Raw genomic sequence first — 20312 nt, forward strand, 5'->3', positions numbered from 1 at the left:
TTGTTGTGCCGAGGTGCGCGGTGTCCATCCCCCCTGGACTGCCAGGTTCACTTCCGGTGAACCTGGGTTTGCGATACTGCGGCATCAGCTGTCGGTTAGTTTATCGCAGGTTCGGCTCTGTTTAATATCGTATTTTTCCAGTTGCCCCAATGGGGGTGAGATTTTCGGCGAACGCAAAAGGTGGACCTGGTGATGCGCTGGATATATGGGGGAGGTATCTTGTCTTATTACGTACATCACGGTGGGATTTTTCAAAAGCCCTGTGATGTGGTGCACCTGGTGGACCGGATAACCAGTAGTACCTAGGTGCAGTTGTATTAATACTGTACGGGTACAGACTTGACTATCTAGTGGAAGGGAGTGGCGATGAGCGAGATCGGCGATAAGAGGGCGGTCGAGAACTGGCGCCATGTTCTCTCCACGATTGGCGCTGGCCGCGAAGTTTCCGGTGAGGGCATTCGATTCGCCATGGATCAGATCATGTCTGGTGCTTCCGGAGACGTGCAGACCGCAACGTTTGCTTTCGGTCTCCTCGCCAAGGGGATTACGGCTGCCGAGCTCGATGCTGCGGCTGAAGGCATGCTTTCATTTGCCCGCCCAGTTCATGATCCACAGCTCGCCGGTGTTATTGAGCGTGGAGCAGTCGATATCGTCGGCACCGGTGGTGATGGCGCAAATACCGTCAACATCTCCACGATGTCCATGATTGTTATCGCTGCCAGTGGTGTGCCGGTGCTCAAGCACGGTAACCGCGCGGCTTCTTCGAAGTCGGGCGGAGCTGACATGCTGGAGGCCTTTGGCATCGACATTGAGAACGGTCTCGTTACTTCTCCGGAACATCCGGATTTCTACGTGCGCTTCCTCTTTGCCGCTCGCTTTCATCCGGCCATGCGCTTCGCTGGACCGGTGCGTAAGGAGCTAGCGGTTCCGACAGTCTTCAACCTGTTGGGGCCGCTGACGAATCCAGCACGCCCGCAGGCGAGCTTGATTGGCTGTGCCTTCGAAGATCAGATGGAGACGATGGCGGACACCTTCGCCCGCCGTGGTCAGCGCGCTTTGGTGGTTCGCGGAAGCGATGGTCTCGACGAGATTACCGTTACTGGTCCCACCAAGGTCTTTATTGTGGAAAACGGAGAAGTTGCCGAAGATGTCATCGATCCACATGACTATGGCATGGAGTACTCCGAAATTGACGCGCTGCGTGGCGGTGACCCCGCTTACAACGCTGATGTTGCACGTCGCATTTGGGCTGGCGAACTCGAAGGTCCGATTCGCGATGCAGTCATCCTTAACTCCGCTGCCGCGATCGCCATTTCGCGTGGTCTGAGTGGCCGTCCACTAAAGGAAGCTATGGCCGACTCCATTGAAGAGGTCAAGGAAACGCTCCAGTCGGGGCTGTGCCTGGACATCCTTACCGCGGCGATGAAGGGTTAAGGTTCGCGTCGCGCTTCACGACGTGCTTGCTGCGCGTCAATTGCCCACTGAAGGTATTTTCCTGCGCCTAACCTAGGGTAGGAATACTCGCCTCCGGTGGGCTTTATTCGTACCTCCGGGCGCTGCAGCCATTTCCAGATAATACTGAGTTCATCAATCGATGCTCCTTTATATAAGGAATCATCTGGAGTGACTGTTTGGGCTGAACTCTCCATGAGCTCGATGATGTAGTTCATTTCCGCGCCACGTGGTGCGGTGCTGGCGCCGGCCAACCTGCCGTAGCGAATTTCCGCTAGATGCCAGCCGCCATTGCCATCGGGGAAAGCGGCTTGCAGAGATGGGATGGCTGCAAGCATGCTCAGGCGCTGCTGCTTGTCCAAGCTGATAATGAACTCCGCGGCGCGGTCACGTTGCACTGCCGCGCGTTGGAAGCGGTGTGCTTCGGCAAGTGCTGATATCTCTGCAATCATGTCTGCGATCTCGTCTGCGCCGGTGGTGGAGATCTGAGCGGTTGTTATCGCAAAGTCGTCGTTAAGCGCGGAGAACCTGTCGCGGATGGCAGTAGCGGTGTCGCGCGTGCGGAAAGGACCTAGGCTGCGGGCGTCGGTGACTGCCCGGCTAATCTTGGCAGGCCGACCGGGGCTAGTGGGGACGATGTACCAGCCGCGGGTTGGTTCGGTGCGTTGTCGGTTGTAGGGCGGACGGAGTGCAGAGATCAGACGAGCCTCGCGAATTTCTGCAGCGAAGCCGTGCGGGCACTCGATGATCTCGACGCGTTCGGCTAGAGAGACCATTTCCGTAATCTTGCGACGAGAATCAGTACCGTTGAAATACTGCAGAAGTCTACGTCGCAAATCGAGAGCTGTACCTATATATAAGGGGTCGTCATTTCTTGACCGAAAAACATAGACACCAGGGGTGTGCGGAGCTCCATCGGCAAGGTGCCGTTTAGCACGAACCTCTGGAGCGACGGTGGGCGAGTAGTGCACTAGCTCGGACGCTGTTTGTACTTCATCGCCAGCTAGTCTCTCCACGAGGTAGTGAAGGACGTCGACGGTTGCGATTGCGTCGTCAAGCGCCCGGTGGGTGGGGCGATTCGGAGAACCGACGTACCGTGCGAGCTGTGAGAGCTTGAAACTGCCAACTTGTGAGCGGTCGAGGACGCGACGCGCCAACGTGAGGGTGTCTACGACACTGGGGCTCGGCCAATCTAGGCCCAAATCTGTGCAAGCCTGGCGGAGGAATCCAATATCGAACTTGGCATTATGCGCAACCCAGACGCTTCCCCGGGCAAATTCGAGGAACTGAGTAATAACTGTGCCGAGCTGTGGGGCGGTTTCAACATCGGCGGTAGTGATGCCGGTCAGAGATGTGATGTGGTCGGGGATCTCCATACCGGGGTCGATGAAGCTGGAAAAGGTGCCAATTGTCTTACCGCCACGGGTTTTGATGGCCCCAATTTCAATGATGTGGTCGTTTTTGGCCTTCAATCCGGTCGTTTCCAGGTCTACGACGACAAAGGTGGTGTTGAAAAGAGAATCATCGACGGAGCCTTCGAGAGGGAAGTGCTGTTGTCCTGAATTCACGTCAATAATCCTATGCTGAGCGCTCCTAGTGGTGTTAAAACTGTGAAACTTGAGCAAATTGAGCTGTTGCAAGCTGGAGTGTGACATAAAACACGTTTTGAGCCCGCGATAAAAATGTGTCGACTTTAAGGCATTAAGTGTAAAGTTCTCGGCGGACTTCAAAATGCCAGGTAGTGACACGTTTATCAAACTGTTATTATTCCGCTATAGGGGGAGTGTCTAGTTGTAACAGCTTGGTAACGGTTTAGTTCTATCGATGGTAACAACCGGGCCTCGAGCGGTTTTCTGGGCAAACGGCTAGACAAAACTTGATGCCATTTCGTAACCTTATCGAGACATTGAAACGGGGCCACTGAGTTGGTGCCGGTCATTGATAAGAAAACACAGAGCCTTATCGAAGGTCCTGAGGGTCTAAGTAGTGAGAGCCTCAGGGGATTCGAGCCGGGGACCCACCTCGAACCATGGGGTGAATCCCAAAGGGAAATCCCGGAGGGTAGGAAGTCTTCCATTCTTCCGAACCCGTCAGCTAACCCGGTCGGCTAAACAGGAAGATTTTGGAGTTTCAAAACAATGGGCAAGCACCACCGCCGTTCTAACTTTGCACGCAACGCAGTCGCATTTGGCGCAACTGTCGCCGGCGTTACCGCTCTCGCAGTTCCGACCGCTAACGCTAACCCGCTGAACGACATCCAGGGCGCACTGAACGGCTTCGATACCCCGCAGGTTGCAGGTATGCAGGATGTTGTTGGCAAGTTCAACGACATCGCAGGTGAGGTTACCTCCGGCAGCGTTGCAAACGTTGCAGCACCGTCCACTGGTTCGGCTATCGTCTCCGCGGCACGTTCCAAGATCGGTTCCCCGTATGTGTGGGGCGCTACCGGTCCGAACTCTTTCGACTGCTCCGGTCTGACCTCCTGGGCATACCAGCAGGTCGGTAAGTCGATCCCGCGTACCTCCCAGGCGCAGGCTTCCCAGGGTACCGCGGTCTCCAGCCCGGCACTGGGTGACATCGTTTCCTTCTACTCTGGCGCTACCCACGTCGGCATCTTCTCCGGCAACGGCAACGTGATTCACGCTCCGCAGTCCGGCGATGTCGTCAAGGAAGCTCCGATGAACTACATGCCGGTTCACAACTTCGTCCGCTTCTAATCTGTTTGAACGGATGACAACCTGCGGGGCCTTGATACCCCGCAGAGCCTTGGCTCTCTTTTTACCGAGGGGGCACTGAGGCGAGCGCCCGGGTGCTGACGCTATGCGCGTCGTAAAGCACTATAGGGGCGCTCGCCTCATTTTTTGTTTTTCTACTGCGGTTACGCAATGCGTGGAGTCGAAGGGCTATCCTGGTTACTCCCTTTGGATACCCCTTTGCGCTGGCGGTTTGTCGGTGTGTTGTTCCGCGGCAAGGCTGCTACAATTTGCTCGAATGCGTCAAGTGGTTTGATGTTTTGTTTTTCGGGGAAGAAATTTGAATACACAACTTGAAAAGGGTTTGGATTTGTCGCGTCACCGTGTCTCTCGTCGTCGCCACAACTCTCGTCGCGGTGTAGTCGGGCTTACGGTCGTGACTGGGCTAACCTTTGGCGCCGTAGGTTTGGCGCCGATTGCCTCTGCACAGGATGAACAGCCAGCCCCGGATCTGGCTACTGCAGACGGCATTATTGCAGAGCTGGAGAAGATTTCTCGGGATACCGAAGCGGTTTCTGAGGAAGTTACCGAGCTGGATTCCCAGGTTCAGGCCAAGGAAGAGGAACTCCGGCACGCCGAGGGGGAGCTGAAGCACTCTGAGGATCAGGTTCTCCGAGCACAGGATGACCTCAAGGCGCTCTCTGGTGAGATTTCTTACTTCGCGAAGAAGCGGATGCGTGGTGAAATCGTCGACCCATTGTCGGCCGCCCTGGGATCTGCCAGTGCTCAGGACGCTATCGACCGTGCCGGTTACATCAACAAGATGTTCCGCGACAACGATGAAGTTGTCAGCCGTGCGGTGCAAGCCCGCAAGGATGCCGAGGATGGTAAGGCCAATGCGCTGCGTCTGCAGGATGATATCCGCAAGCAGCTCGATGACCTGGCCAAGCGCCGCGATGATTTGGACAAGCGCAGCGCCGAATTTGATGAGCGCGCCGAGCATGTCAAGTCCATGGTTGAATCGCTGAGCCCCGAACAGCGGGAAATTTGGATTTCCAAGAACAACCCAATTACCGAAGGGTTGGACAAACTGCTCGGATCTTCCGCCGCAGTTGATGCCGCTCTGTCGAAGCTGGGCTCCCCGTACTCGTGGGGAGCTGCTGGTCCCTCTGAGTTCGATTGCTCGGGTCTGATGTACTGGGCGTACCAGCAGATTGGTAAGTCCATCCCGCGGACCTCGCAGGCGCAGCTCGCCGGTGGTACTCCGGTGAGCCGCGACCAGCTGCAGCCGGGCGACATCATCGGTTACTACCCGGGAATCACGCACGTGGGCATGTACATCGGCAATGGTCAGATTGTCCATGCTTCCGACTACGGTATTCCAGTCCAGGTCGTTTCCATCGACCAGGGGGGCCCGTACCAAGGCGCTGTCCGCTTCTAACTAGCGGCAGGTGACCTCGCGTCCTTTTAGTCAAGGTAGATAAACTCGGCTCCATGTCTGCGCGCGTACTGCTCATTACGAATGACTTCCCGCCTCGCGATGGTGGAATCGAGTCCTACCTGCGTGATTTCTGTGCTCGTTTGGATCCGGAGAACCTCGTAGTCCTCGCGTCCTCGCGAGCTCCGAAGGAAAAGCTCCGCGCCTACGACGAGTCGCTACCGTACCGTGTTTACCGCATGCGTGATTCCGTGCTGCTGCCACTGCCGCACGTAGCTCGTCGCGCCGCTCAGATTATTCGCACCGAACGCATTGACACCGTATGGTTTGGTGCCGCCGCGCCACTTGGTTTGCTTGCCGACGCATGCCGTCGCGCAGGTGCCACCCGCATCGTTGCTACCACTCACGGACATGAAGTGGGCTGGTCGATGCTGCCATTGGCCCGCCAGATGCTGAGGCGCATTGGTAAGAGCTCCGATGTTGTGACCTATATTTCCCGCTACACCCGTGGTCGATTTGCGGCAGCCTTTGGTCCGCAAACAGCATTTGAACGCCTGCCTTCCGGTGTCGATATCGAGCGATTCTCCCCGGACCCCGAGGCGGGACAGAAGATCCGGCAGCACCACGGAATTGGTGAATCCCAGCCGCTTATCGTCTGTATTTCTCGGCTAGTGCGCCGAAAAGGGCAGGATATGCTGATTCGCAGCATGCCTAAGGTTCTTGAGCAGCACCCGGATGCCAGATTGCTGATCGTGGGTGTTGGTCCGTTGAACCGAGAATTGAAAAAGCTGGCAGTAAAGCTCGGGGTCTCCGAGCAGGTTATTTTTGCCGGAAAGGTCTCTTATGATGACCTCCCCGCTTATTACAATGCGGCCAGCGTCTTCGCCATGCCCGCCCGAACCCGCGGACGTGGCCTCGATGTAGAAGGCCTCGGCATTGTCTACTTGGAAGCACAGGCCTGCGGTGTCCCTGTCATAGCTGGCAAGTCTGGTGGCGCCCCGGAGACAGTTATCGATGGCGAAACTGGCATCGTTGTCGACGGGGCCTCGAAGCGCAGCGTCGCCACCGGGCTGGTTGAGATTTTGGATAATCCGGAGCGCGCGGCGGCGATGGGAGCCTGTGGTCGGGAGCATGTTGTGCAGTCGTGGACCTGGGAGGTCATGGCTGCTCGGGCTCGCCGAATTCTCCGAACCTGCGCAATCCCTTTATAATCAACTGTTATGTCCACCGATATTCCGATTCATCCGAGCTCAGACGAGTCCGACGCCGCTGATCGCCCGGCTATCGGTTTTGATATTGGTGGAACAAACCTGCGCGCTGCAGTGGTCAGCGCTGATGGGCAGGTGCTGTATCGAGTTCAGACTAGTTCTGACGGCAGTGTGGATGCCATTGAACGTGGCATTGTCCAGACATCCGAGCGCTTGGTTGAACGCTTTCCAGATGTCAGCGCCATCGGTTTAGCTGTAGCTGGTTTTTTGGATTCTGACCGCCAGACGGTTCGTTTTGCCCCGCATCTGCCGTGGCGCGATGCGAACGTCGTCAAGCGTTTATCCTTGCTTCTCCCATGTCCGCTGCAGCTTGAGCACGATGCTAACTCGGCCGCCTGGGGTGAGTATCGCTTTGGTGCGGCTCGCGGTGCGGATAATTGGGTGCTGTTTGCGCTGGGTACGGGAATCGGCGGCGCGATGATGCAGGGGGGTGAGATTTACCGTGGCGCGTACGGCACGGCGCCGGAATTCGGCCACCTCACCGTTGTGCCGGATGGTCGTCCCTGCTCCTGCGGAAAGCGTGGTTGCTTGGAGCGTTACTGCTCGGGTACGGCGTTGGTTACCACCGCTCAGGAACTCTCTGAATCCGGTCGCTACTTCTCGCGGCTTACCGACGGGCTCGTGGCCGGCTCGGTAACTGGTACCGATGTCGTCTCGGCTGCTCGCCAGGGGGATGAATTGGCTCTAGCTGCGATTGATGACTTTGCTACCTGGCTGGGGCGTGGCCTGTCGATGGTGGGCGATGTCTTTGATCCGGAATTGATTGTCATCGGTGGCGGTGTTGCCTCGGCGTCTGATCTATACCTGGACAAGGCCAAGGCCGAGTTTGCCCGCAATCTCACCGGCGCTGGCTATCGTCCGGTAGCGGATGTGCGGGTCGCTGAACTAGGTGCGGATGCTGGGTTGATCGGTGCGGCGGATATTGCGCGCAGCGTTGTGGCTGCCGAGGGCGCGGCATCGTCGTAAAGCGTCAATTGGGGGGATTGCAGGGGAATTCGCCCGCGAAAAGGTGGGGGAATGGCTGCGGAGATGGATCGTCGGACCACCTGAACCTGTATAGTTTTAAACTGTGAATAATCGCTGGTACAAGTTCTTTAAGTACATCCTCATTGGCCCTTGGCTGCGGATCTATAATCGCCCGTACTACATCGGTGGTGAGAAGATTCCTCAGGAAGGTCCAGCGCTGATGGCGTCGAACCACCTTGCTGTGATGGATCACTTTTTCTTCCCACTGGTCTGCCGTCGTCAGCTGACGTTCCTGGCGAAGGCGGAGTACTTCACCACGCCGGGCTTTGTCGGCGGTATCCAGAAGTTCTTCTTCTCCTCGGTGGGGCAGGTGCCGATTGACCGTACCTCTGGTGATGCAGCTCGCGATGCGCTGAACGCCGGCTTGAAGGTGCTGTCACGCGGTGACCTGCTGGGCATTTCCTTGGAAGGCACCCGTAGTCCCGATGGTCGACTGTACCGCGGTAAAACCGGTGCGGCACGTGTCGCGCTGGAGGCCGGTGTGCCGGTGTTCCCAATGGCGATGATTGATACGGAGAAAGCCAACCCGATTGGTTCGTGGATTCCTCGTCCGGTGAAGGTCGGCACGATTATCGGCGATCCGATTGATCCGTCGGAGTACAAAGCCAAGTACAGCGATGAGTATGAAGCGGCCAGGGCACTGACGGATGACCTGATTAAGGAAATTCAGAAGCTTTCTGGTCAGGAATATGTCGATGCTTACGCGACTGATGTGAAGAAGTCCTTGGAGGCCGGCACCGGCTATCCAGCGGGAACCGAACCGGGTGGAGAGCTCACTACTCCGGCTCCGGGGCCGAAGCCGACCCCTCGTCGCTGGTTCCGACGCGCTCGCTAGAATAATTAGGCGCAGATAGTTTTCGCGACAGTGGGGCTGCACACTTCCTATGGCGATTCGGTGCATGGGTAAGATTTGCTCGGTAGGGCTCCACGGTCTTTTGGTCGCGAGGTAGCCGACGCGAGGCCGAGGCTGGAGAGGATTCCACACCGTGCGTTATTTTTATGACACCGAGTTTATTGAAGACGGCAAGACTATTGATCTTGTCTCCATCGGTGTCGTAGCTGAGGACGGCCGCGAATACTACGCGGTGTCTACCGAGTTCAATGAGAGCAAGGCCGGCCCGTGGGTGCGGGCCAACGTGCTCAATCAGCTGCCCAACCCCTCATCTCCGCTGTGGAAGAACCGGGACACGATCCGCGAGGAACTGCTGGCATTTTTCACCGAACCCGGTACGGGCAGCCCAGAGCTGTGGGCTTGGGTAGGCGCCTACGATCACATTGCGTTGGTGCAGCTTTGGGGTGATATGACCAAGCTGCCGCAGTTCATGCCACGTTATACCCGTGAACTCAAGCAGTACTGGGAGATGGCGGGCAAGCCACGGTTGCCGAAACAGACTGCAGGTAAGCACGACGCGCTGGCAGATGCCCAGCACAATCTGCTGAAGTTTCAAAAGATTGCACAGAAGTTGCCGCTTGATTAAGCAACGGAATTCGAATATTTGGTGACCTGACTAACACCCTTCTGGCAGGGGCACTACAATGAACTTCTGTGAGTTGGACTATTGATCTCCCTGTAGATGACCTGCCCGATCTGCCACCGCTTCCCGGAGACATGGCTGAGCGCTTTGCTGATGTCGTATCCCGCCAAGCCCTACAGCAGCCAAGCTGGGATGCCCGCGCCGCTGCAAACGTGCGTCGCATTCTCGAATCGGTGCCGCCAATTGTGGTCGCGCCTGAGGTTCGCAAGCTTCGTCAGGAGCTTGCCGACGTCGCTAATGGTAAGGCCTTCCTGTTGCAGGGCGGTGATTGTGCGGAGACCTTTGAGTCCAATACTGAGCCGCACATCCGCGCCAATGTGAAGACCTTGCTGCAGATGGCCGTTGTGCTGACCTACGGCGCATCCACTCCGGTCGTGAAGATGGCTCGTATCGCTGGTCAGTACGCCAAGCCGCGCTCGAAGGATATCGACGGCGACGGTTTGCTTAGCTACCGCGGTGACATGGTCAACGGCGTTGAGCCGACCGAAGAAGCTCGAGTTCACGACCCAGCTCGAATGGTGCGTGCTTACGCCAATGCCTCTGCGGCGATGAACCTGGTACGTGCACTGACAGGTTCGGGCACCGCTGACCTGCACCGTCTGCACGAGTGGAACCGTGAGTTCGTCAGCAACTCGCCGGCTGGCGCCCGCTACGAGGACCTGGCACGCGAGATTGATCACGCACTGCAGTTCATGGCTGCCTGTGGTGTTGCGGACTCGAACCTGCAGACCGCGCAGATTTACTGCTCGCATGAGGCGCTGGTTGTTGACTACGAGCGCGCTATGCTGCGCCTTTCTGAAAACGATGGCAACCAGGAGCTGTTCAATCTCTCCGCGCATCAGCTGTGGATTGGTGAGCGCACCCGTGGCATTGAGGACTTCCACATCAACCTGGCTGCCATGATTGGCAACCCCGTCGGTGTGAAGATTGGCCCGACCACCACGCCGGAGGAGGCTGTCGCTTACGCCGACAAGCTCGACCCGTTCTTCCAGCCTGGTCGCCTGACCCTGACTTCGCGTCTGGGCAATGACAAGGTTCGCTCCGTGCTGCCTCCCATCGTTGAGGCTGTGGAAGCTTCTGGTCACAAGGTCATTTGGCAGTGCGACCCGATGCACGGCAACACTTACTCGGCCTCCAATGGTTACAAGACCCGCCATTTCGACCGCATTGTCGACGAGGTTCAGGGCTTCTTCGAGGTGCACCGCTCGATCGGTTCGCACCCGGGCGGTATCCACGTGGAGCTGACCGGCGAAGATGTCACTGAGTGCCTCGGTGGCGCGCAGGACATTTCCGATGTCGACCTGCCAGGCCGTTACGCATCCGCTTGTGACCCGCGTTTGAACACTCAGCAGTCGCTGGAGCTGGCCTTCCTGGTTGCCGAGATGCTGCGCAACTAGTTGCAACCAGCTCAGCTAGGTACAACTAGCCCAGCTAGTGCAGCGCCGCACTCATTAGCGCGCCGCACTTTTTACAGAGTGCTGACCGAAATGCTGTCACCCGCCGTGGCCTTAGCGCCCGGTCGGGGTGACTGCAATACGATGCGATCGTTCTCGTTCGCAGAGCCGTCGATGTCGAGCTGAAGATGCTGTTTCTCCGCTTCACGACGTGCCTGCGCAACAGTTTTACCCAGCAGCTGCGGAACCTTCACTGCTCTGGATACGGTCAGCGTGACAGTCGCATCATTGGGGTTAACCAGACGACCTGCACTCGGTGAGACTGCGTCGACACGGCCGTAGTCGCGCGAGGAGGAGGACGCGTCCTTTACTTCGCTTACCTCAATGCCCTCGCGCTGCAGTATTTGGCGAGCAGTATCTTCCGACTTGCCCACTACATTGGGCACTTCGATGCCGTTGTTAATGGTCAACGTCACAGAACTACCGCGTTCGAGGCCAGTGCCTTCCTCAGGAGACACGGAAAGAACCTCTTCCGGCTCAGCAGAGGAGGAGAACTCCGCCGATACCTCCCGGACTTCCAGTCCGGCCTTACTCAACAGCTCACGAGCTTCATCCTCTTGAAGGCCCACGATTTTTGGCACCTTCACCGGTGCTGGCCCCTTGGAGTAATGCACAGTCACAACCGAGCCAACTTCGACGGTCTGTCCTGGAGCAGGAACCGCAAAGACCAAGCCGCCGGTGGAGACATCATCGGAAAAGACGGGGTCTCCGACCTCTTCTTTCAACGTCCGCTTAGCTAGGGCAGCGCTGAATACTTCCTTTGAGTGGTTCGCGGGATATGCGGGCACTGTCGGGCGGCCGAGGCTGACCAGCACGCGAACATCATCACCGCGGACAACCCGCGCTCCAGCCAGGGGGTCCGAGCCAATAATCTGGGACACTGCGACATCGTTGTCGTAGCGCTCATCAACCACCGGTTCAAAGCCCGCCTCACTGATTGCGGTCATCGCCTGTGGTTGCGACAGCCCAGTGATAGAGGGCACTTCGCCGTAACGGCCAGAGCCCAGCCACCATGCGCCAAGCCCCATGCCCAACGTGGCAACCAGGGCGATAATCAGCCACAATGCACATCCACGGCGCGTCCGCTGTCGGGTAGCTCGACGGCTCTTAGGCGTCTGAGTCTGAGCAGATCGCGGCTGCGGATGCTGTGGGTGCTGTGGGCCCTGAGTGTCCGGCGGCAGCGGATATTCCGGAGCGCCTGGAACGTCGGCTGGTACGAGAGCTCCACCAGACGGCTCCGGGGATTCCCAGCCAGGGGGGTTGTACTCGTCATAGCGATCGAAAGTGCGTGTCCGCCCCGCATCCGGGTCGTCGAAATCATCGAAAACGTTTGGTGGTCCCGGTGGTCGGGAAGAAACGGGGCTACCGGGTGCGTCCGTCGAGAAGCCATAGCCGTCGTGACCGAAGCGCTCGGGTGCCGTCTCTGCGGTGCCGTGTCTGTCATCGAAATGGTCGTTGCCCGGTCGGTGGAAGTCCTCTGTGAGCCCCTCCATGGCGGCAGCGTTGGCGGCTGCTGAATTGACGGGCGACGGCACGCGGAATGGTGGCAGCGCGAGTTTGTCCGCAATGTCTTCGAGTGCGTCACCGAATTCCTCGGCCGTCTCAAACCGATCCTCCGGCCTGCGGGAACAAGCGCGGGCGACCAACTCGTCGAACTCCTCGGGAACGCCGTCGATGAACTCCGAGGGTGGCGGGACATCTTCGTTCAATCGCTTCATGGCAACGCCGAGCGAAGAATCGGCGATGAATGGCGTGGTGCCGGTAAGCAGCTCAAAGAGCAAAATACCCGCCGCATACACATCGGATGCAGGGGAGATGGATTCACCCGTGACCTGCTCCGGAGCCAGATAAGCGACGGTGCCGACGATGACCGAGTTAGAGGTCACCTTGGCATCAGCGGCCGCGCGCACTAGACCGAAGTCCGCCAGCTTCACTCGCCCGTCCGAGGCAATCAGCACATTTTCCGGCTTGATATCTCGGTGCACCATGCCGCGGGAATGCGCCACCGATAGGGCGCGCAGAACTGAGCGCATCACGACGGCAGCTGCATGCGGAGGCATCGGACCGCGCTGACGGAGCAGTTCGCGGAGGGTCCCACCGTCGACGAATTCCATAATGAGGAAAACATGCCCCGCCGGGTCCGTGCCCTGGTCGTAGACGTTGACAAGCGACTCGTCATTGAGGTGCGCGACCGCGCGGGCCTCACGTTCGAAGCGGATGCGGAAAGACTCGTCGTCGACAAAACGCGGATCCATGACCTTTGCGGCCACCCTGCGATCGAGCCGCAAATCGGTGGCGCAGTACACGGTGCTCATGCCACCGTGTGCGATGGTGGCTCCGATGCGGTAGCGACCATCGAGAATCTGCCCCTCGACAAGCTGCGACATAAACCAGCCTTCCCTGTTCCAATCAGTTGCTTCTAATAAGTATATGGGGACGTACCTACTGCAAGGCCAACGCGCTAAAGTGACCAGTGTGAGAAAGATTCCAACTTGCCACGATGTCCTGAGCGCCGACGAACCCACTCTTGCGCTGCCCGATGCCGCTGACCTCATTGGCGTCACCGTCACCCGAATTCACGCGTTGCTGCAGGAGGGTCGCCTTATTGCAGTCCACCGCGACGGCATTGCACAAATTCCCGCCCGCTTCTTTGAAGATGATGAGGTCGCGCGTTTTGTACCTGGCGCACTCGCATTGCTTGCCGACGGCGGCTACACGCGAGAAGAAACGCTGGAGTGGCTATTCACCGAAGATGAATCTCTGCCTGGACGTCCGGTGGACGCCCTGCACGGTCACCTTGCACGCGAAGTAATGCGCCGCGCACAGGCTATGGCGTTGTAAAGACCCGGACGGCGTCCTACGCCCGCCGTCCTACGCCCGCGATAGCTCCTGTCGTAATCGCCCGGCCACTGCTGTGAAAAGCAGCGGGAGGGCGATTTTTGCTTTTCGAGCGCGTCCCACTTGAGCGCGTTGCGCAAAGACGTTGTAGTTCATGCGCTCAATTTCGCCGAGAATGTCTGAGTAGAGAATCTCCGCGGCACGGATAGCCTGACGCCCTGGCACCTCTAACATGTCCACGCCGCTGCTGGCTTCGGCATAGAGGGCGCGGTTGCGAGCGATGAAGAAGGCCAATGCCTGACGTACCGCCGGGGTCGTCTGTCCCGTGGCGGCACAGTAGCCGATCTCCTCGGTACCCACTCCGAAGGCCTCCCACTCATTCAGTGGTAGGTAAATACGGCCACGGCGAAAATCCTCGGCGATGTCGCGGAGGAAATTTGTCACCTGAAAGGCTTTTCCCAGGAGCTCTGCGTAGGGAGTGGCTTCCTCACGGGAGACCCCTGTGCGGGTGCCTAGGATGGGCATCATCTCAAGGCCGATGACTGCTGCGGAGCCCCACATATACGAGTCGAGTTGCTCCCATGTTTCAAAATGCGCAATGTGGCACGATGTGTCGGGCACGTCCATCAACATGGAGTGAACAAAGTCCGCAGAGAGCTGTGGATCGATGTCGTAGTCGCGAAAAGTCTGTGCGGCCGCCGAGATGACGGCACGGTCGCGGTCGCGGTGGACGTCGTCAAGCGAACCGATGACGACAGCTGAGTGGAAAAGCTCGCTTAAACGTGTGACCGTGGCTTCGATGTGTGTGGGGGAGCGGTCGGCGTCGGCGGGGCAGTCGACGTAGTCATCGACGATGCGTGCCCAGGCGTAGAGAGACCACACCGCACGCTGTTGGCGGGGTGCCAATAGTCGCGTGGCCAGGGAATACGTGCGACCATGGGAGGCCATAATATCGCGGCAGAGCTCGTAGGACTGTGGCAGCGCGATGGTCGAGAGAGACTGTGGGGTGGGCATGGACAACTATGCGACCTCGGTCGACCGCGACAGGGGCGCCACCGTGGAATCCGTGTCTGCGGCGGTTTTATCGTCGCGCCACGGGTACTTCCAGCTGAATTTTCCAGTGGTCAGCCAGCCGACGGCCAGCCAGCCGAGAACGGTAATGATAACCATCCAGGGCACGTCGTAGAAGCGGTGATTGCCGCCGCCGGCGAAGGACAGCGACAGGATGAATGTGAACAACACGGTGCCTTGAATCACCCATCGTGGCGGGCGAATCGTTCCCATGGGAGTCAATAAGCTGGCGTAGTACCAGGGAAGTGCCACGGCATTAAATACGCAGGCCACCACGTAGGCGGCAATCATGCCAGCGACATTGTTACGAGGGGTGGCTCGGAAGTAGAACCAGGAGATCACGAGTCCCACCAGCATGATGATGGAGGAGACCACGCGTGTGTGGCTGACGATGACATTGAAACCGATGTCGTCGTTGAACCACGCCGTGACGCCCGAGATCACACCAGCGACCGCTGACGGTGCTGCCAGGGGGTTAATCACCTTGGTATTGCCACTGATCTCGGAAATCCAGCCCCAGCTCGAGCCGGTCAGCCACGTCACCACTGCAAGCGTGCCGACGCAAACTGCGACCAACACGATGCCCACACCGGCAATCGCCGGAATCTTGCGCAGCATCTCTTGAACCGTGGCGATGGGCTCGCGCCTGGTCAACACAATCCACACGACGAAGGGCAGCGCCAGGACAGCGGTGGCTTTCAGCGCGACGCCAATTCCGATGAGGACAGCAGCGACCAGGCCACCCCGCATGCGCTCCATGTGCAGTGCGGCGACTAGTGCCAGGCTGACCAATCCGACCATCAGTGCCTCGTTGTGCATACCCGCAATCAGATGCAGTAGCACCAGTGGATTGAGCACACCGAGCCACTGTGCGAAAGCCGGATTTGCTCCAAGCTCCCGGGCGATTCGCGGGATCGACCAGACAATGGCGGCGAAGCCCAGCAGACACACAATGCGGTAGAGAATCACGCCGACGGTGATGTTGTCGCCGACAATCCGCGTGATGACCTCGCCAATTCCCAGATGCAGCGGGCCATACGGGGTGGTGGTATTCCGCCAATCTGCGGATACCTCCAGCAGCATCGGCCCTGGATTGGCTGCAGCTCCCTCAGTGTAGGGATCAAACCCATCGCGGACCATCGCGCCCTGCATGAGATACGAATAGACATCGCGAGAGAACAGCGGTGCGGCCAGCGCGAGGGGAATTGCCCAGGCCATCAGGATTGAATTGAACCGACGCAACGTGGACTCATCGCCGCCAGCGTTCGCTGGAACCGCAGCGTCTGCTGCGTCGCCATCATGGGCAGAACCGGCCACAATGTCCCGGATGGTCCCCTTCGAGAACAGCAGTTCCCGCCCGATGCGCAGCCACGAGATAAGCAGCAGGGCGATACCTACCCAAATCACAATCTCACAGAAAATCTGACCGTGACCGTAGGTGATCCAGTCGAGTCCCAGAGCGTGGACAAGGCCGCCACGGTAGCGATTCGCACCGGAACCGTAGGAGCCCAGAGCAATGAGGATGCCACCGTAGACACCCAGCTGAGCACTCCGCGATAAATTCATGTCAACCTAAACAATCGATACATTGCTGATGCATTAATCCTAATTGGTCAGTGACCACCGGCAGACATCCGGGAGACATTCATGAGCTAAGGCGTTTCAAACCGCTGTGCCGCAAGTCGTCCCGAAATCATGACCGTCGGCACGCCAACCCCCGGCACCGTCGTCGATCCCGCCAGCGTCAGATTCTTTGGCATCTTCGGAGAGAAGTTGCGGGGACGGAACGGCCCCGTCTGTCGGAACAGATGCGCCAGCCCAAACGGCGAGCCAACGCCCATGTCGCGTTCTTGCCACTGCTGAGGGGTATCGATCCGACCGACTCGCCACTTCGTAGAAATCCCGGTCAGTCCGCGCCGCTCCAGCTCAGCGGTTATTTTCGCAACGTAGTCCCCACCGATTCGTGACCAGATCAGATTGGCCGACTGCAAGTTGGGGCACGGCGCGAGCACACTGACGGGCTCCCACTGCACGCCGTTCGCATCTGTGACAATACGCTCCGGCGCGCTCACCGCAGGCCGGGTGACCAGCAATGATGGGTCCGACATTAGCTTTCCATGACGCGGTGACGAGATCTCCTCAAAGGTTTCGTTCCACTTTTCGCCAAACGAAATCAGGTGATGCCGCTTCGGCCACGTCGCAGTCTCCGAAACCGGAATCAGCCCGTGCGCCACCACCGCCGATGGAGAAAATCGAACTGGGAACAACCGTCGCGCTCCCGTCCGCTTTACGACGCTCCGAAGGCCTCGCCGCTTCGATGAGCTACCGGCGGCAGAGGTAGCCGCGTCGTGAAGCCAGCTCTGCACCACAGGTAAATCGGTCGTAGCGATGACGGCATCGGTGAGACGCTCGCCAGTTGCCGTGGTGATGGCGGAGACAAAGCCTGCTTCGTCAACTTTCAGCCCAGTGACATCAACGCCGAAGTCGATGGTTCCGCCAGCTCGACGGACGGCCTCGGCGAGCAACTCGCTGACGGCGCCTATACCCGAACCAAATGCGGGGGAGTGCGGATAGTAAACCCCCATCGAGGTATCCATGTGGGAAATGCAGCCGTAGACCGCACGGGCCTTAGCGGGAGGCACACCTGCGTAAAGCGCCTGGAAGCTGAAAACGCGAGCGAGATCATTATCTCCGAGGAAGGCACGAATCTTAGGTTCGAGGGCGCCGAAGGCACCGAGTCGGAGGAGCGTAGTGAGGTCGCGAAGCGCGCCGGGCCCGGTGAATAGGTCCGTAACGCGGTCAAAGCTGCGGGACATGAAGTTGTCGAAGCAGGCATTGAAGAGAGTTTGCAGCCACGTGCGAAGTTTGCGGTAACCGGCGACGGTGGAGTCAGAGGCACCGAAGCGCGCGAGTTCATCGGCCATCATGTCTTCGTTGGAAAACACGTCGAGTCCGCCGCGGGTGGCAAATTCCGCACGGTAGGTGGGCGTGATTGGGGAGGCCGAAAAACCCGGGTCGATATCGCGCGCGTAGAGGCCGACGGCGGCGAGGGCATCGTCGACAAGCGAGGGCATGGTCCATACAGTTGCGCCAGTGTCGAAGACTGCGGTGAGCGATTGCTCGTCGATATCGACTGTGATGGGTTCACTGGCGCAGCGTCCGCCGACGAAACTTCCCCGCTCGACAACGGTGACATCGTAGCCATCGGCGATGGCGTAGAGCGCGGCGGTAAGTCCGGACAGGCCTGCGCCGATGATGGTCAGTCGTGGTTTGGAGCCCTTATGAGGACGAGTGACCGCACGTCGCAGACGCGGGGAATTAATGGGGGCACGAGTGGGGGAAGCAGCGGGCATGACTACGCAACACCTGGTCTAATGCTGACGAGCGGTGGCGCGAACGCCCATAGCAATGAGGTTCTCGCGCGACGTTGCAGGCAGGTCGGCATTCTCGATAGTGGAGAAAGCGCGGCTGGTCAGGCGGTCAATTTCACGTTCGACGGCATCGGCAGCGCCGGAATCAGCGATGAGATTTCGTAGCTCATCAATATCTGCAGCAGACGAGACCGCTCCCAGGCGTTCATCGATAAAGCGGGCCTTTTCAGGTGCGGAATCGAGGTAGAGGCTTAAAGCCTGGCCGACCAGTACGGTTCGCTTGCCCTCGCGGAGGTCATCGCCGGCAGGCTTGCCCGTGACTTCGGGATCGCCGAAAACACCCAGCTGATCGTCGCGGAGCTGGAATGCCACACCGATATCGCGGCCGAAGCTGCGGTAGGCCTCAACCAATTCCGCTGGGGCGCCGGCAATCGCAGCACCAATGTGGAGCGGCCGCTCGATGGTGTAGGCGGCGGTCTTGAACAGATTGATTTTCTCAGCGGTCTCGACGCGACTGTCCCGGCTGGCTTCGGCCGTGATATCGAGCAGTTGGCCGCCAAGTACTTCAGTGCGCATCGCCCGCCAGGGGACAAGTGCGCGGGTTAGCGCCTCCGAGCTGAGGCCTGAAGAGTGCATCATGTCATCAGCCCAGGTCAGGGCGACATCGCCAATGAGAATCGCGGCGGAAATACCGAAGCGGTCGGCGGCTCCATTCCAGCTATTGGCCTCGTGCTTGGCCTCGAATACCTTGTGGATAGTCGGTGCGCCACGGCGCGTATCAGCGTCATCGATGATGTCGTCATGAATGAGTGCGCAGGCTTGAATGAGTTCCAAGGCACTCACCGCGTTCATCACAGCCAGGGAATCCTCGGCTGGGGAGAAACGGCCTTCGAGGCCGCCTGCCCCCAACCACCCCTGCCAGGCGAAGGCTGGACGCACGCGCTTGCCCCCATTGAGGACGAAGGAGTGGAGCGAATCTATGGCCTCGGTGTACACCGCATCGACCGACGCGACATCGTCGCCACGGCTTTTGAGGTAATTCTCCAGCGTTTTGGTAACAGTAGCTGGTACTTCGCGGGGCTGTAGCGCGGCCAAATCCAGTTCTTCGCTCATGTGAGCCTCTCGTCGATGACGGGTAATGCTGACTCAAGAATAGGACACCGCTTAGTATGAGTGACTATGTCCTCAACAATGCCACTGTCGCCAGGCCGCCAAGTGACAATCCGCCAGGCGCTTTCAATGCCGAGCGCGGGCAGTATTCCCTTCTCGGTCGAGTTCATGCCCCCGCGTGACGACGCGGCCGAGGAACGTCTTCTCCGAGCAGCTGAGGCTTTCCATGATCTTGGTGCCTCCTTTGCATCCGTGACCTACGGCGCCGGTGGTTCTAGCCGCGACCGCACCCTGCGAATCGCCCAGCGCGTTTCGAGGCAGCCGCTTACAACGCTTGTGCACCTGACATTGGTAGAGCACACTGTCGACGAGCTGCGGGAAATCCTGCGCTCTTATCTCAGCGCGGGGCTGACGAATCTGCTCGTTCTGCGTGGTGACCCGCCGGGAGACCCGCTTGGCCCTTGGGTGGAGACCGAGGGCGGTCTGCACTACGCCAGCGAACTGATTGAGCTAATTAAGGCCGAGCCGGAGTTCGAGAAATTTGAAATCGGCATTGCGTCGTTCCCGGAGGGACATTACCGCTCGCCGGATTTGGACCATGACACGCAGTACACGCTGGCCAAGCTGCGCGCGGGAGCCGAATACTCGATTACGCAGATGTTCTTCGATATTGAGCACTACTTGCGCCTTCGAGACCGCCTGGTGGAAGCCGACCCAGTGCACGGTGCCAAGCCCATCATTCCGGGGCTGATGCCGATTACATCGCTGCGCTCAGTGCGCAGGCAGGTTGAGCTCTCCGGGGCACAGTTGCCATCCGATTTGGAGGAACGCCTGATTAAGGCAGCAGATGGTGACGAGCAGGCCAATAAAGATGAGATTCGCAAGATTGGTATCGAGTTTTCGACCAACATGGCAGAGCGGCTCATCGCCGAAGGCGTGCCGGGGCTGCACTTTATGACTATGAACTTCGCTCGCGCCTCCCAGGAAGTTTTGCACAACCTCGGCATGGCGCCCGAATGGGGCACCGGCCAGGATATGCTGCGCGGCGGTTTTTAA

General features: G+C 58.8%; 16 protein-coding genes and 1 riboswitch. Of the genes, 10 read left to right on the forward strand and 6 right to left on the reverse strand.

The window, feature by feature from the left end:
• Window positions 1-366 precede the first annotated feature (366 nt).
• Complete coding sequence (gene trpD / locus QP977_RS07305; protein WP_049170243.1) at window positions 367-1434, forward strand: anthranilate phosphoribosyltransferase; 1068 nt, start codon at window positions 367-369, stop codon at window positions 1432-1434.
• On the opposite strand, the gene QP977_RS07310 is transcribed toward trpD, so the two are convergent.
• Window positions 1431-3020, reverse strand: a complete 1590-nt coding sequence (locus QP977_RS07310) for a DEDD exonuclease domain-containing protein (protein ID WP_284847224.1) — start codon at window positions 3018-3020, stop codon at window positions 1431-1433. The genes trpD and QP977_RS07310 overlap by 4 nt on opposite strands.
• Before the next feature lie 413 nt (window positions 3021-3433).
• Window positions 3434-3576, forward strand: a riboswitch (cyclic di-AMP (ydaO/yuaA leader).
• Window positions 3577-3590: 14 nt separating this feature from the next.
• Here QP977_RS07310 and QP977_RS07315 point away from each other — a divergent pair.
• From QP977_RS07315 to QP977_RS07345, 7 genes are all read left to right on the forward strand, one after another.
• Window positions 3591-4169 (forward strand): C40 family peptidase, encoded by a 579-nt coding sequence (locus QP977_RS07315; RefSeq protein ID WP_048731217.1) that lies wholly within the window; start codon window positions 3591-3593, stop codon window positions 4167-4169.
• Window positions 4170-4515: 346 nt separating this feature from the next.
• Window positions 4516-5586, forward strand: coding sequence for an NlpC/P60 family protein (locus QP977_RS07320; protein ID WP_350309571.1), 1071 nt, complete (start codon window positions 4516-4518; stop codon window positions 5584-5586).
• 53 nt (window positions 5587-5639) lie between these two features.
• Complete coding sequence (locus QP977_RS07325; protein WP_070652757.1) at window positions 5640-6794, forward strand: glycosyltransferase family 4 protein; 1155 nt, start codon at window positions 5640-5642, stop codon at window positions 6792-6794.
• A 9-nt stretch (window positions 6795-6803) separates the two neighbouring features.
• Entirely contained in the window at window positions 6804-7817 is a 1014-nt protein-coding gene (locus QP977_RS07330; RefSeq protein ID WP_070595622.1) for an ROK family glucokinase, read from the forward strand.
• Between the two features lie 103 nt (window positions 7818-7920).
• Window positions 7921-8712 carry a lysophospholipid acyltransferase family protein gene (locus tag QP977_RS07335; protein ID WP_049170252.1) on the forward strand — a complete coding sequence of 264 codons (792 nt, stop codon included), beginning with the start codon at window positions 7921-7923 and terminating at the stop codon, window positions 8710-8712.
• A 151-nt stretch (window positions 8713-8863) separates the two neighbouring features.
• Window positions 8864-9355 (forward strand): polyadenylate-specific 3'-exoribonuclease AS, encoded by a 492-nt coding sequence (locus tag QP977_RS07340; RefSeq protein ID WP_016423018.1) that lies wholly within the window; start codon window positions 8864-8866, stop codon window positions 9353-9355.
• A gap of 68 nt (window positions 9356-9423) precedes the next feature.
• A complete protein-coding gene (locus QP977_RS07345; RefSeq protein WP_005510339.1) occupies window positions 9424-10809 on the forward strand; it encodes a class II 3-deoxy-7-phosphoheptulonate synthase in 1386 nt (461 codons plus the stop codon).
• A 71-nt stretch (window positions 10810-10880) separates the two neighbouring features.
• On the opposite strand, the gene QP977_RS07350 is transcribed toward QP977_RS07345, so the two are convergent.
• Window positions 10881-13253, reverse strand: coding sequence for a Stk1 family PASTA domain-containing Ser/Thr kinase (locus QP977_RS07350; RefSeq protein ID WP_016423017.1), 2373 nt, complete (start codon window positions 13251-13253; stop codon window positions 10881-10883).
• Window positions 13254-13332: 79 nt separating this feature from the next.
• Here QP977_RS07350 and QP977_RS07355 point away from each other — a divergent pair, with 79 nt between their 5' ends.
• On the forward strand, window positions 13333-13707 hold the full coding sequence (locus QP977_RS07355) for an Rv2175c family DNA-binding protein (protein ID WP_005510311.1): 375 nt from the start codon (window positions 13333-13335) through the stop codon (window positions 13705-13707).
• 30 nt (window positions 13708-13737) lie between these two features.
• On the opposite strand, the gene QP977_RS07360 is transcribed toward QP977_RS07355, so the two are convergent.
• The 4 genes from QP977_RS07360 to QP977_RS07375 all read right to left on the reverse strand — a co-directional run bounded on the left by QP977_RS07360 (window position 13738) and on the right by QP977_RS07375 (window position 19259).
• Window positions 13738-14718: a phytoene/squalene synthase family protein gene (locus QP977_RS07360; protein ID WP_070652758.1), complete on the reverse strand. Its 981-nt coding sequence runs from the start codon at window positions 14716-14718 to the stop codon at window positions 13738-13740.
• A 6-nt stretch (window positions 14719-14724) separates the two neighbouring features.
• On the reverse strand, window positions 14725-16341 hold the full coding sequence (locus QP977_RS07365; RefSeq protein WP_070652759.1) for an alpha-(1->6)-mannopyranosyltransferase A: 1617 nt from the start codon (window positions 16339-16341) through the stop codon (window positions 14725-14727).
• Between the two features lie 86 nt (window positions 16342-16427).
• On the reverse strand, window positions 16428-18128 hold the full coding sequence (crtI, locus tag QP977_RS07370) for a phytoene desaturase family protein (protein WP_083310799.1): 1701 nt from the start codon (window positions 18126-18128) through the stop codon (window positions 16428-16430).
• An 18-nt stretch (window positions 18129-18146) separates the two neighbouring features.
• Window positions 18147-19259 carry a polyprenyl synthetase family protein gene (locus QP977_RS07375; protein WP_049170256.1) on the reverse strand — a complete coding sequence of 371 codons (1113 nt, stop codon included), beginning with the start codon at window positions 19257-19259 and terminating at the stop codon, window positions 18147-18149.
• A 66-nt stretch (window positions 19260-19325) separates the two neighbouring features.
• On the opposite strand from QP977_RS07375, the gene metF reads away from it, so the two are divergent.
• Window positions 19326-20312, forward strand: coding sequence for a methylenetetrahydrofolate reductase [NAD(P)H] (gene metF, locus QP977_RS07380; RefSeq protein ID WP_016423012.1), 987 nt, complete (start codon window positions 19326-19328; stop codon window positions 20310-20312).

The sequence above is a fragment of the Corynebacterium sp. MSK012 genome, from assembly GCF_030232435.1.
Taxonomy (GTDB): domain Bacteria; phylum Actinomycetota; class Actinomycetes; order Mycobacteriales; family Mycobacteriaceae; genus Corynebacterium; species Corynebacterium jeikeium_D.